The sequence below is a fragment of the Paenibacillus xylanivorans genome (genome assembly GCF_001280595.1).
Lineage (GTDB): Bacteria > Bacillota > Bacilli > Paenibacillales > Paenibacillaceae > Paenibacillus > Paenibacillus xylanivorans.
On the sequence record NZ_LITU01000081.1, the window covers coordinates 242,461 to 256,420 of the forward strand.

Sequence of the window (13,960 nt, forward strand, 5' to 3'; positions counted from 1 at the left end):
GGGCAGGATTTTTTTTACAGATGGAGAACTTAATTAGAACATGGAACCTCGAACACATACTGTAAGCCAAGGTGCTAGTCATCAGAATTGATATTGACAGGTCACGGAACCTCATAGACAGACGCAAGCGAGTATGATTAAAATAAACATGCCGTTATAAGGAAGAAGATGGAATAAATACAGAGGTGAAGCATCAGTAGACAGGAGGAATTGCTTGTTATTGATAGCGTTTACAACAATGTGTAAAAGAACTGAAATCCAGATAAGACAAAAGGGCGGGAATACATGAATTTTATCCGTTCACTGCGCTTTAAGTTTATTGTGGGTCTGACATTGATCATGCTGCCACTATTCATGCTGCTTTATTACAACAACGTATACGCCATGAAAGTGGTACGTGATCAAGTTTCTCTCACCAATATGAATCATCTTGCGAAGAGTGTGGAGCAGAACGAGCGCGTACTGCAGGAGACCAATCGTTATTTATACAGTCTGGGCGAGCGAGACCCGGATATTATCTCCTTGTTTTTTCTCAAATACGGCAGCGGCGATTATATTATTGCAAAGCAGCGCATTATGAACAAATTCATGACTGATATCGGATTTTATAATCTGATCGATTCATTTTTTCTGTACGATGCCGTGAATGATGATCTGTTACTGGCTACCTCAGGCAATTATGATGTCAAAATGTCGATTGTGCAGGAGAGCATGCCGGTCCAGATGCAGCAACTGGAAGGGGAGATCCAGAAGCCAGAGTGGAGCATCGTTCGGGGGGACACATGGAATGCCTTGGTCAAAACGGTGCGAATCAACGCCCAGTTCTATGCGGGGGCGCTTGTGGACATGAATGCACTGAATCACCCCGAGCAATTCACGGAATCCGGTGACCGGGGAGGTGCAGTTATCGTGGGGGGAGATGGCGGAGCCCTGTCCGATTCAGCCCTGAACTCGGCACAAATCAAACTGGCCGCAGCCCACATCACAGGGTTAAATAATCCCTACCAGGTGATCTCTGAAGTGACATCCACAGGCAGTGCACGTCAGTACCTGATGCTTGGAATTCCCTCAGCCATGTCTGAGATGAATTATATTGTCCTGCTTCCGGAGGAGGACATGATGCGAAACCTACCATTTTTTCAGCAGATCATTCGCCTGCTTCCAATTGGTGCAGCGGTCATCCTGATCACAGCTATGATTTTTCTCAGGCAGCTTTTGTTTCGTCCAATGAATGTGCTCATACGTGGGATGAGGAGGGTTAGCCGAGGGGAACTTGATGTGAGGCTGGAGACGCCGTCTTCATCTGAACTGGAGTTTGTTACGCACAGCTTCAATCAGATGACAAGTGAGATCCAGCATCTGAAGATTGATGTGTATGAGGAGCAATTGCGGACGAGGGAAGCAGAGTTCAAACAATTGCAGATGCAGATCAATCCTCACTTTTACCTAAATTCATTGAATATCATTCATAGCCTGGCTTCCTTGCAAAAGCATGAGCTTGTGCAGCAGATGGCTGGTCACCTAGCGGATTATTTCCGGTTCAGCCTGCGTGCAGGCAAACGTGTCATTCGATTGGATGAAGAATTGGAACATATCAGTCATTATTTAAAAATCCAGAAGCTGCGGTTTCCAAACAAGTTGGATTTCGTTCTGGATGTTGGACCGGATCTCGGGCATTATGTGCTGCCGCCCTTAACGATTCAGCCTTTTGTGGAGAATGCCATCATTCATGGGTTTCAGCGGCGCACAGAGCCTTTTGTTATTCGCATAATTGCCCGGGAAACGAAAACGTTATCTGGGTCTGATTCACATATGGGAAATGAAGATGATTCGATACTTCAACTTTCCATTACGGATAACGGTGTTGGATTTGAGAAGGACATACTGGAGCGTCTGCAACAGGGGCAATACGCCGAAGATCCGGGTGGGCAGCACATTGGCATCTGGAACGTTATCCATCGGCTGCTTGTGAAATACGGCGAACATGCCGGATTGCAATTCAGGAATCAGACTGATGGAGGGGCAGCAGTCGTTATTCATATGCCGGCCCAGACGGAAGAAGAAGAAGGGAGAGCCTATGCGGAACCTGTTGATCGTGGATGATGAAGTATATGCCCTGCAAGCGATGGTGGAAGGGGTAGACTGGAGCTCGGCCGGAATTGACCAGGTATTCAGTGCTGGTGATGCGGAAGAGGCGAGACTGCTGATGAAAGCCCATCCTATTGATATTTTGATCTGTGATATTGAGATGCCTGGTGAAACGGGACTGGATCTGCAGAGCTGGGTGTTAAAGCATGATCCCGGCATGCTGACCATCTTTCTTACAGGCCATGCCTTATTCGATTATGCACAAACGGCAATCAAGTTGAACAGCTTCGATTATTTGCTGAAGCCTGCTCCCGCAGACCAGTTACTCAAGGTTGTGACCCAGGCAATAGACAAAATTAAGGACGGGGAGCAGCGTTCCCGCACCAATGAAGTATATGAGTCTGTGTACAAACGCTGGCAAACTCATAAACCGCTGTTGACCGAGCGTTTCTGGAAAGACGCCATCTCACAGCGCATAACCTTAACCCAGCAAAAGCTTCAGGAACTGGCCGAAGTATACGGAGCCGAGATTGATCCGCAAGCGCGCGTGTTGCCGATTGTCATATCCGTCGAAGAATGGGTGCGAGACTTCGACCTGCGTGATGAGGAGGTGCTGGAATATGCGCTCCGCAATGCTGCCAAGGAAATGCTGCTTGGTGACAAACCCGGTGAAGTATTTCAGGACCACAGTGGACTGAATATTGTGCTTGTATACGAGCAGGACGGTGTCGTGCCAACAGCGAGTGAAGTGGTGCAAGGATGCCAGAGCTATATCCAGGAGTGCGGTACCTATTTTTATTGCCGATTATCTTGTTATGTCGGAATCCCGGTAGCTGTTACGGATATTCAGGGCATGTTGAATGAGCTGATGGACATGGAGCGTCGCAATATCAACGAGCTTGAAGGGGTCTTCATTTATGACGAGGCGGGCCGAGATACGGAGGATCGCTTTCTACCCATACCGTGGTTTTCCGAGCTGTCCATCCTGTTCGAAACGGGAAAGTTTGATGACCTGCGCGAGCGTGTTGATGAAATCTTTGAATTACTGGCTGCCCAGGAGCGGCTGTCACCAGAGATTCTCCGGCTGTATTACCATGCAATGCTGCATGTGATCTACCCGCTGCTCCATCAGAAAAATGTATCCGTACGCAGCCTGTACCCTGGCGAACGCGAGCCGGAAGAAAGCGTTGTGACACGTTCATTGCCCCAGCTGAAGCAGTGGACCTCAGACCTGATCAGTCGTGCCATCCCGGTATTGTACCCGGACGATCACAGTCCAATGACCATTGTGGACCAGTTATGCATTTACATTGAAAATCATATTGGTGAAGAGCTGATGCGAGAAGAACTTGCGTCCTTTGCCGGATTTAATCCGGCCTATCTATCCCGCTTGTTTCGTAAAGAAAAGGGCATGTCGCTTTCCGAATTCATTCTCCAGCGTAGAGTAGCCAAAGCAAAGACCTTATTGTCCCAGTCAACCGTGAAGGTGACGGATATCGCAGGCAAGGTCGGGTATTACAATTACTCTCATTTTACGAAAATGTTCAAAAAGTGCACGGGTATTACCCCACAGGAGTTTCGCAAACAGTCCCGAACGGTACAGATTTGACGCAGCATGCTGCGTCTTTTGTTTTTTTGTGCCCTAAAGTCATAATTTGATAAGTGAACAGGTCACCACAGCAGATAGTGGACCTGAACGCCCCGCCGTATACTTGAACCACAGGAGACACAGCGGTGTTTCATCCTGAGGATGAAATTCAAGAGGAGTGAGGGAGAACAAGTTATGAAGACACAACCCCAGGCGGGTAAGGGAGCACGACTATCGGATAGAAGGGACATACCGGATATACCGGTTCGAAAACGAAAGTCTGTCCTGTACAATCTAGGTAAATTCAAAGTTTTGTATCTCATGTTTTTGCCAGGCATTCTGTTTCTGCTGGTGAATAACTATATGCCGATGTTCGGCGTTCTGATTGCGTTCAAAAATGTAAACTATGCCGACGGTATTTGGGGCAGCCCCTGGAGTGGCTGGGATAATTTCAAGTATTTGTTTTCCACCAGCGATGCTTGGGAGATCACCCGGAACACGCTCGCATATAACACCGTATTTATTGCGCTGAATTTAATCGTAGGTGTAGGATTGGCAATCCTGCTGAATGAAGTAAAGAACAAGGCGATGTCCAAATTGTATCAGTCACTCATGCTGCTTCCGTATTTTCTGTCGATGATTGTAGTCAGTTATCTGGTGCTCGCATTTCTCGGCAAGGATTCGGGCTTCATGAACTCGACGATTCTCCAGCTCTTTGGCGGACAACCAATTGACTGGTACTCGGAGCCGAAGTATTGGCCGTATATTCTGCCGCTGGTGAATACATGGAAGAATATCGGTTACTATGCCGTCATTTATCTGGCAGCAGTGGTAGGTATCGATGAGGAATATTATGAAGCGGCCGTGCTGGATGGCGCGAGCAAGTGGCATCAGATTCGCTACATTACCGTTCCGTTTCTCGTGCCACTGATTGTGATTATGACATTGCTGCAGATCGGTCGTATTTTCTACGCGGATTTCAGTCTGTTCTACCAGGTTCCGTTGGAGTCGGGTGCATTGTTCCCGGTAACGAACGTTCTGGATACGTATGTGTACCGTACCTTCCTCATTGGGGGCGATATCGGAATGTCATCGGCAGCCGGGCTGTATCAGGCTGTTGTCGGATTTGTGCTTGTTCTTGTATCCAATACCATCGTAAGGAGAATGGACAAAGATAATGCATTATTTTGAGAGGGGGCAAGCCAGCTGTGAAATCACGTGATCCATTAGCTGTGTCGCGGCGTTCCGCGTCTATCATACACGCTATGTTTATATTCTATGCTATTGCCTGCATCGTGCCGATCCTGCTTGTCTTCGCGATTTCATTCTCGGATGAGACGACGGTCATTGCGAACGGGTATAAGCTGATTCCGGAGAAGTTTAGCCTGACTGCCTATGAGTTTCTGTTCAAGGACATGGATCAGATCATCCATTCATATGGCATTTCAATTATCGTAACCGTGATAGGTACGATAACGAGTGTAGCACTGACTGCATTGTACGCGTACCCGCTTTCCCGGAGGGATTTGCCGTATCGCGGGTGGTTCGCCTTTTTCATCTTTTTCACCATGCTGTTTAATGGCGGGCTGGTTCCTTGGTATCTTGTTTATGTGAACGTACTGGATTTGAAAAACTCGATTCTGGCATTGATCATGCCGCTGCTGCTGTCACCGTTCTTCGTACTGGTCATGCGGACCTTCTTCGCCAATTCCATTCCGGTATCGATTCTTGAATCGGCACGGATTGATGGAGCAGGTGAATTGAGAACCTTTACACGTATCGTGCTCCCGCTCTCCCTACCGGTGATGGCGACCGTTGCACTGTTCAGCACATTGAATTACTGGAACGACTGGTATCTAAGCATGATCTTTATATCTGATAACCGGACGATCAGCCTTCAGTACCTCATGTACCGAACGCTGCTCGATATTCAATATTTAACATCCAACTCCAACGTCTCTTCACAGATTTCATCACAGGGCGGATTGCTGAATCTGCCGAATAAAACACTGCAAATGGCGATGGCTGTTGTCGGTATTGGTCCAATTGTACTGGCATATCCATTCTTCCAGCGTTATTTCATCAAAGGCCTTACGGTGGGCGCAGTGAAGGGGTAACTCCGGCCGGTTAGCGGAGAGGGCAACGGATAATTGAAGATGGACCTGAGAGGGCATATACAAAAAGCAGCGAGTACAGACACGCCGGAGGGCCGGCAAGCGAACGGACTTTTGCAGATTGGGGAACATTGCGAATTGGGGCAATCGGTTGCAGGGTCCAACATATGACGGGAGGGGTTCATTTGATTAGAACGTTTAAGGTATGGCCGCGTTTCGCGGCAGCAGTTATGGCGCTGAGCCTGGTGCTGGCAGGTTGTTCGTCAGACAAAGGCGGTACAACACCGGAAGCACAGGGTGGCGGTGCAGCGGAGAGTGGGGGCAAGCCCTATGAAGTGACCTTGTATTATCCAGGGACACCACAGAAAGATGTGGCTCTGGTCGAGGCCGAGATCAACAAAAAGATGGAGCCAAAGATCGGGGCCACACTCAAGATCAATGCCATCGACTGGGGGCAGTGGGATAACAAGCTGAATCTTATGATCTCTTCCGGCGAAAAATCGGATATTATTTTCACGGCGGCTTGGCAGAATTATACCGTCAATGTGGCGAAAGGCGCGTTCTTGCCGCTCAATGAGCTGCTTGACAAGTATGGGCAGGATATCAAGAAAAATCTCGATCCCGCCTTTCTGGAAGGCTCCCAGGTGGATGGCGTAAATTATGGTGTTCCTACCAACAAGGAGTTGGCGGCAACGCGTGGTGTACTGGTACGCAAAGATCTCGCTGACAAATACAAGCTCGATCTGACCGCAGTGAAAACGTGGGCTGACCTGGAGCCACTGCTCAAAACAATTAAGGAAAACGAACCTGGTATTACTCCGTTCTATATGTCCAATACTAATGGTAACGGGCTGCTGGAAAACCTGGACTGGGACTATCTCGGTGATGCATCCGTTCCGGGCGTAATCTCCAAAACAGCGGGTACAACGACTGTACTGAACGAAGTGGAGACCCCTGAATTCAAGGAGGCCGCTGAGCTTGCACGTAAGTGGTATCAGGCCGGATACATTAACAGCGATGCGGCGACCTCCAATGTGTTCCCGAAAGATCAGGCGAAGGCAGGCAAGGCTTTCCTGTGGACCGATGGCATGAAGCCGGGCAAGGATAAGGAAGAAGAAGGGTACGTTGGATATCCACTGACTCAGATTGAGATGACGCAGCCTACGATTACAACTGGGGATGCTTCCGGTGCCATGCTGGCGATCTCCCGTTCCTCCGAGCAGCCGGAAAAGGCAATGCAAGTCATTAACCTGCTGCATTCCGATAAAGAAATCAACAACCTGCTTAATTTCGGAATCGAAGGCACACATTATGTGAAAAAAGACGGACAGGACAACATAATTACCCTCCCGCAAGGGGTGGATGCCAACAGTCGCACATACAATCCTGGTGCACAATGGCAGCTGGGCAACCAGTTCCTGAACTACCTCTGGGATAATGAAGATCCGCAGAAATGGGAAAAGTTCAAGGAGTTTAATGCCAAAGGCGTCAAGTCACCTGCACTGGGCTTTACCTTCAACAGTCAATCCGTCAAAAACGAAATTGCTGCGGTCAACAACGTGAACAAACAGTTCAAACCAGGCATGACCTCGGGTGCAGTAGATCCGAACGAGATGATCCCGAAATATCTGGAGAAGCTGAAAGCTGCAGGTATTGATAAAATCATTACAGCCAAACAAGAGCAGCTCGATGCATTCCTGTCCAAGAAGTAGATTGAATTACAAAACCTAAGACGTTTCGGTTAAAACCGGAGCGTCTTTTTTTTATTTGGATCGCAAACCATAATAAGGAAAAATATGATATAATCAGGTGGTTGATTAGGGGGTGTTCGTGTGTCGAGAACCAGACTTGTGTTCTCTGCGATGTTATTGCTGTTCGGCATCATCTTTACGTTTAAGCATCACCTCGGTTTTTCTGTGGGGGACACGATGTTGTCTGCTATAGGAATGTCGCCTTATACCACATCCTACGTAAGTGGTGTGCATATCACGTTATTTTTTGGCATGGGTATATTAGTGTGCAGCTACTATCTTACACGCAAAGAAATCATGCCATTATATCCGGTTCTGGCCAAACGGCTCTGGTTGATCGTGCTTGCGATCGTTCTCAGTTATTCCTACATGACGGATAAATTAATGTATGTAGCCAAATGGGGAGTTTCCGGTATCCATGGTGTTTCCTATGTCCAAAATGATAGCTCCTGTACCTATGATGTACTGGATAATGGGATCACACGGGTAAATTGTGACCTGACACTCAAAAATTACACCAGAGAGTCTGTAGCAGTTGTGCTCTTGCCTGACTTGGCCCGCAGTTACAAACACCAGGATGATCCGCTCTATGAATCACTGCAATCTGTCCAGCTGAAGCCTGTGCATATAGAGATTGAGCCGCATGGAACATTTAAGGGTCAACTGGCGTTTTCCGGATTGGCTGACTCTCCACTGCAAGTGAAAGGAGAGTTAACTGATATTGTCCTGGATGTCGCCGTGGATGGAGAGAACACCGTATTTGACTACGATATTCCATAATGATATTGCGTTAGCAAGATAGAATGAATACATAAGACGAGCATTGCGAATTAGAAGAATTTAACCTATATATAGTGTTTAGAAAGGAGCTGGCGGTTGTCGGCTCTTTTTTTTCGTGGAAGTTGCAATTAGTGCAGAAAAGTTGGTTTTGTCACCTTTATGTATGTATATGGTAACGCTTACGATATATAGACAGTCTCTTTAAAGAGATTAGGTTCGGAATAACAGATAAGCTGTATAGCGGATTTGCCGAGAAAAAAGAGTTTATGTTTAACGCTTGCATCGTTAAAATTAGATTCACTGACTAATGAAGGCAAGGTGAGGTAAGAAGATGTCATACCGGACGAATCTATTTTCCAAAATGGTCATTTTAATTCTAATTATGCTGGTTCCAGTCGTACTGCTGTACTGGTATTCCAACCATAAAACAACAGCAGTTCTGCGGGATGAACTCAATCGTTCCAACAGCAACCAGCTTGAATTTTTTCAAAATCAAGTGAATACCCACATCGAATTGTTATCCTCGTGGCCGAATCTGCTCATCCATGACCCCGATATTGCGAGCTTCCGGCGGATCTACGCCGACAGTAAATATTTCGATCTGGATACGATCAATTTGGTTAAACGCATTCAGAACAAGCTGAGCATCCAGGAAAGTTCATCCAACTGGACAACGAAACTATATCTCTATTCGCCGACGCTGGGCAGGGTCATCTCTGAAAGAGATGCTGGCTATTACGATCAGGAGACGCTGCGAGGCAACATGTCATCCGGATGGAATGTCCGAAAGACTCAGGAAGGGGAAGATGAAAAATTCATCTTCAGCTGGATTACCGTATCTCCATACGGCATTAGTGATCCCGCAGCCAATGCGCAGACCGTGATTAAGCTGGAATTCGATAGTGACAACATTCGCGATATGCTGGACAAATTCAAGGACGACGGCCGCCATGATCCATTTTATTACCGGGAAGAGTCGGGGGTTATCTATAACCGAACTTCGGATCGTACGCTGACAGGTCAGCTGATGGACAAGCTGGCTATTGATAAGCTTAAGGATGTGGATAACCGGACGGTAGTCATTGACGGCGAGCCATACATGGTGAATACGGTAAAGTCCAGCACGACAGGCTGGTATCTGGTCGATTACATGCCACTATCGGCGATTCTGAAGCCGATTCATCAATCCAATATACTGTTTTATTCGGCCATGATCTGTCTGCTATTGATGAGCTTTGCCGTGGCCTATCTGTTATATGTCCAGGTCCAGGTCCCCGTCAAACAGTTAATTCGTGGATTCCAGCGATTGAAGCAGGAGGATTATTCAGTTCGAATTACGCCCAAAGGACGCAATGAATTCAGCTTTTTGTCCGAACGATTCAACTCCATGGTGGCTCAGATTCAGCAGCTGTTTGAACACGTGTATCTGGAACAGATTCATGTGCGTGAAGCCCGGCTGAAACAGCTGCAATCGCAGATTAATCCACACTTTTTCTATAATTGTTTCTCGTTCATTACGAGCATGGCAAAGTTAAAGCGTGTGGATGCCGTCGTTGCCATGTCGCATAATCTGTCCCGATACTATCGGTATACAACGAGGCAGGAGCGTGATGTGGTGCCGCTTACGGAGGAAATTGAGTTCGTCACCTGTTATCTGGAGATTCAGCAGATGCGTATGGACCGAATACGTTTCAAAATTGACTTATCGGAAGAGATCCTGAGGCAGGAGGTGCCTCCGCTAATCGTACAACCCCTGGTGGAGAATGCGGTTATTCATGGGATTGAAGCCGATGCCGAAGCTGGGGAAATACGGGTTTCGGGAGAACAGAGAGATGGCATGATGATTCTTACCGTAGATGACGATGGGCAAGGCATGGATGAATTGGCCCGGCAGATGCTGCTCCACAAACTTACAGGCGGTATGGATAAAGAGATGGGATGTGGACTATGGAACGTCAACCAGCGTCTTCAGCTCAGATATGGGGAGCAGGCGGGAATTAGCGTCACGGAATCACCACTTGGTGGGCTTCGTGTTACCTTGTTCTGGCCTGTTGACGAGGAACATCTTCTTGAATAGAAGGATAGAAATAGAGACGCCATATGACTACAGCATGATAACCATGGAATGCCTTGCATAATTAAGCAGATAGGGAGTGACTGTCTTGATAGATATCTTACTGGTGGATGATGAAACATATGTGACTGAAAGTCTGGAATTAACCATTCCCTGGGGAGAGCTAGGGGTTACGACAGTTTTCCGTGCGGCATCTGGCAAGGAAGCGCTGCAGATCCTGGAAGAGAATGCAGTGGACCTCGTGGTGACCGATATTCGAATGCCGGGCATGTCCGGACTGGAGCTGATTGAGGAGGTAAGCAGTCGATGGGCGCATATCCGCTGCATCCTGCTGACCGGGCACAGTGATTTTCAATATGCCAAAAAAGCAATTCAGCTGCAGGCTGCCGATTATATTCTCAAGCCGGTGAACGATGAGGAATTCATGGCTTCGGTCTCCGCTGCCATCATGTCCCTTCGGGATGATTGGGATGAATTTGATAAATACCATCGGTTGTTATACAGCCGGAAGTCAGATTATAAAATTTTGCGGGAAAATCTGATGCATGATCTGTTGCTGGGCCGCGAAATTACAGCACGGGCACTGGGTGAACAGCTGGAGAAGTACGAGATTGTACTCCAGCCGGATCAACCTGCGGTCATGATGCTCATTCGCCTTACAGGTCGGTTCTCGTCAATGGATCAGCAATCACTGGATTTGATGGAGTTTGCGGTTGGCAATATCGCCGAGGAAGTATTCGGTCCCCATTTCAACGTGTGGTTTGGACGAGGTCCCCATGAGTGTCTGGTTATGATTATACAGAGTCAGGGCTGGACGGAGCCTGCTCAGACAAATGTGGAAGAACTGAAGCAGCCAGTTGGGACTTTCCGCGAGCATGTTATTCGATATCTGCAAGGTGATTTGTCCATGGTGGTCACAGCACCGTTTCAATTTGCCGATCTGACGACCGCTTATCGTAAAGGTCTGGGATCACTTGTATTGTCGGGTCCAGAGGAAAGTACGATCATTTACATGGATAAAGAGCCGTCCAAACGACCGGAGAACGATGCGGCACAAGCGCTTGAAGAGCTCTATAAGCCACCTGTGCTGCCTCAATTGCTCGAAACCAAACAGTGGGAGGCGGCGGCACGCAAACTGAACGCCGTCTTTGATGCTGCGGACCGCGTATGTCTCTCCAGAGAACATGTATATGAGATGTATTTGTCTGTAACGAATGCTTTTATGTATATCGCGCATAAGCAGGGGCATCTCGTGCATGAGATCGATCATGCGGGATTTGACCTGCTGCTCGCGCATCAACTGATTCAATCGCCTGACAAGCTTCGTCGCTGGGCGACGGAGATGCTTGCCAAATTGCAGGAGGAGTTATCCGATCAGGAAGGCGTACAAAGTCGCAGACACGTCATCAAGCAGGTTCAGGAGATGGTAACGAGGGATGCAGGACAGGATCTGTCCGTGAAGATGATCGCAGACAAGGTGTATTTGCATCCCGTGTATTTGTCCAAGATCTACAAAGCTGAGACAGGTGAGGGGCTGGGCGATTATATGATTCGCATGCGGATGGAGCGTGCATTGTATTTGCTCAAAAACACCAACAAAAAGATATACGAGATTACCAGTGAGCTGGGGTACCAGAATCCGCAATATTTCAGCAAAATGTTCAAAAAGCATTACGGAATGACACCGAATGAATATCGGGATCAGGCATAATTTCAACATCATTCCAATATATAGGTTGCCAAAGGTGCAGAAATCTTGTTTTCGTGACATAGGCTGAAAGACCCGGCAGGCCTATAATGAAAGGGTAACCAAAATGATTGAAGGGGGAACAACATTGAGAGCGAAATCCACGAAAAAGAGATTACTGTCGCTTCTCGCAACGGCGGTGTGTCTGACCGGCGTCCTTGCAGGCTGTACAGGAGGAAATAGCGGAGGAGACAGCGAGGCATCAAGTACGCCTACTGTTGAAAACGAATACAAAGAAAAATATGATCCGGCAGTAACCCTTACAACGGCATGGGGAATTGACCCAGAGCTCAAATTCAAAAATGGCGAATCGATGGAAAATAACGTGGCAACCAAATGGGCCAAAGAGCAATTTGGCATCGACATCAAATCATTGTGGTCTGTAACGGATACAAACGGAGCGTTTGCAACGAAACTTCGTCTTGCGATGTCTTCCGGTCAGGAGATGCCTGATATTGTAACAGTAGGGGATAACCTGCTTGCCCAGGATCTGATTGATTCCGGCATGTATCAGGAAGTAGGCCCGCTGTTCGACAAATATGCTTCCGACACATGGAAAAAAGCGATGGAGCAGGACCCCAATGTATGGAACCAGTACAGCCGTGATGGCAAAAGAATGGGTATTCCCGTACTGGACTATGCGTACAACAATGATTATCTGCTGTGGATTCGCCAAGACTGGCTGGACAAGCTGAATCTGGAGACGCCAAAAACGATCGATGAGCTGGAAAAAGTCATGGATGCGTTCAAAAACCAAAATCCGGATGGCTTAGCTCCAGATAAGGTCATTCCACTCAGCATCGGTTTCAAAACATCCATGAACACATGGATGGGAGATCCATCCTGGATCTTCGGTGCATACGGAACACTGCCGTTCCAATGGAATGTGGCTGAAGATGGCAAGCTGGAGTATGGTTCCATCAATCCTGGCATGAAGCAAGGTCTGACCAAATTGAGCGAATGGCTCAAAAAAGGATATATCCCGCAGGAAGCAGCATTATGGGATGAAAACAAAACAGCAGAGCCAGCAGTGGCAGGTACAGCTGGTATTATTCCGGGTCCTTACTGGATGAGCGGATGGCCGCTTCTGGATACAGTGAAAAATGTGCCAAGTGCGGTCTGGAAACCGATTGAAATCCCGTCTGGTCCAGAAGGCAAAGCGATGCGTCACGGTACACAGTTTGTCAACGGCGTCATTCTGATTAAGAAAGACATGGAGCACCCTGAAGCGTTCTTCACGTATGAGAACTACCTGTTCGACAATTATGCAGACCCGGCACCGGGTAGCCCGTATGATAACGGTCTGTTTGAAAAGTATGATTATCAATTGGATGCCAATGGTAAACAAATGCCGATTGATCAAATCGAAGGCGGATATGTGAACGTTGTACGTTATTTGCTCGTTCGCGACGGAGCTCGTATTCCGGATGCTCAGATGAAGGCCCTGCTGAATCTGGCAGATGGCAAAGAGCCTGAAACGAAGCTTGAGAAGGATGTTGCCGTCAACTACGGGAAAGAGACACCTGCTGCTGCGAAAGTGCTGCTCGGTCAGGAAGAAATTTCTTATAAAAACATGTTCACTGGTCCTACAACAGCAACGATGAAATCGAAGCTGGACTACCTGAACAAAATTGAGAATCAGGCATTCAATGAAATTATTTATGGCAAAAATCCGGTAGATGCGTTCGATACATTCGTACAAACGTGGAAATCCGGTGGCGGTGATCAAATCACACAAGAGGTCAACGATTGGTATGACAGTGTGAAAAAATAAGTTACAGAGGCGTGCAGACGATATAAGTCTGTGCGCTTTTTTTG

At 47.6% G+C, this 13,960-nt stretch carries 9 protein-coding genes; all 9 read left to right on the top strand.

Annotation, left to right across the window (positions count from 1 at the left end; all coding sequences use genetic code 11):
* Nucleotides 1-285: 285 nt before the first annotated feature.
* The 9 genes from AMS66_RS26925 to AMS66_RS26965 all read left to right on the top strand — a co-directional run bounded on the left by AMS66_RS26925 (nucleotide 286) and on the right by AMS66_RS26965 (nucleotide 13,916).
* Nucleotides 286-2,103: a sensor histidine kinase gene (locus AMS66_RS26925; RefSeq protein WP_053783703.1), complete on the top strand. Its 1,818-nt coding sequence runs from the start codon at nucleotides 286-288 to the stop codon at nucleotides 2,101-2,103.
* Nucleotides 2,078-3,697, top strand: coding sequence for a response regulator transcription factor (locus tag AMS66_RS26930; protein WP_053783704.1), 1,620 nt, complete (start codon nucleotides 2,078-2,080; stop codon nucleotides 3,695-3,697). Before AMS66_RS26925 ends, AMS66_RS26930 begins: the two co-directional genes overlap by 26 nt.
* Before the next feature lie 174 nt (nucleotides 3,698-3,871).
* A complete protein-coding gene (locus AMS66_RS26935; protein WP_181014170.1) occupies nucleotides 3,872-4,867 on the top strand; it encodes an ABC transporter permease in 996 nt (331 codons plus the stop codon).
* A 17-nt stretch (nucleotides 4,868-4,884) separates the two neighbouring features.
* Nucleotides 4,885-5,793 (top strand): carbohydrate ABC transporter permease, encoded by a 909-nt coding sequence (locus tag AMS66_RS26940; protein ID WP_053783705.1) that lies wholly within the window; start codon nucleotides 4,885-4,887, stop codon nucleotides 5,791-5,793.
* A 182-nt stretch (nucleotides 5,794-5,975) separates the two neighbouring features.
* Nucleotides 5,976-7,502, top strand: coding sequence for an ABC transporter substrate-binding protein (locus AMS66_RS26945; protein ID WP_053783706.1), 1,527 nt, complete (start codon nucleotides 5,976-5,978; stop codon nucleotides 7,500-7,502).
* Between the two features lie 120 nt (nucleotides 7,503-7,622).
* The gene (locus tag AMS66_RS26950; RefSeq protein WP_053783707.1) at nucleotides 7,623-8,321 is read left to right on the top strand and encodes a hypothetical protein; all 699 of its coding nucleotides are present in this window, start codon (nucleotides 7,623-7,625) and stop codon (nucleotides 8,319-8,321) included.
* 331 nt (nucleotides 8,322-8,652) lie between these two features.
* A complete protein-coding gene (locus AMS66_RS26955) occupies nucleotides 8,653-10,398 on the top strand; it encodes a sensor histidine kinase (protein ID WP_053783708.1) in 1,746 nt (581 codons plus the stop codon).
* 85 nt (nucleotides 10,399-10,483) lie between these two features.
* On the top strand, nucleotides 10,484-12,106 hold the full coding sequence (locus tag AMS66_RS26960) for a response regulator (protein ID WP_053783709.1): 1,623 nt from the start codon (nucleotides 10,484-10,486) through the stop codon (nucleotides 12,104-12,106).
* 103 nt (nucleotides 12,107-12,209) lie between these two features.
* Complete coding sequence (locus tag AMS66_RS26965) at nucleotides 12,210-13,916, top strand: type 2 periplasmic-binding domain-containing protein (RefSeq protein ID WP_407944574.1); 1,707 nt, start codon at nucleotides 12,210-12,212, stop codon at nucleotides 13,914-13,916.
* Nucleotides 13,917-13,960: the final 44 nt, after the last annotated feature.

Bases quoted from the DNA above. Each gene is read 5' to 3' on its own strand.
- AMS66_RS26955 (WP_053783708.1), top strand. From the start codon at position 8,653: ATGTCATACCGGACGAATCTATTTTCCAAAATGGTCATTTTAATTCTA.
- AMS66_RS26965 (WP_407944574.1), top strand. From the start codon at position 12,210: ATGATTGAAGGGGGAACAACATTGAGAGCGAAATCCACGAAAAAGAGA.
- AMS66_RS26925 (WP_053783703.1), top strand. From the start codon at position 286: ATGAATTTTATCCGTTCACTGCGCTTTAAGTTTATTGTGGGTCTGACA.
- AMS66_RS26930 (WP_053783704.1), top strand. From the start codon at position 2,078: ATGCGGAACCTGTTGATCGTGGATGATGAAGTATATGCCCTGCAAGCG.
- AMS66_RS26935 (WP_181014170.1), top strand. From the start codon at position 3,872: ATGAAGACACAACCCCAGGCGGGTAAGGGAGCACGACTATCGGATAGA.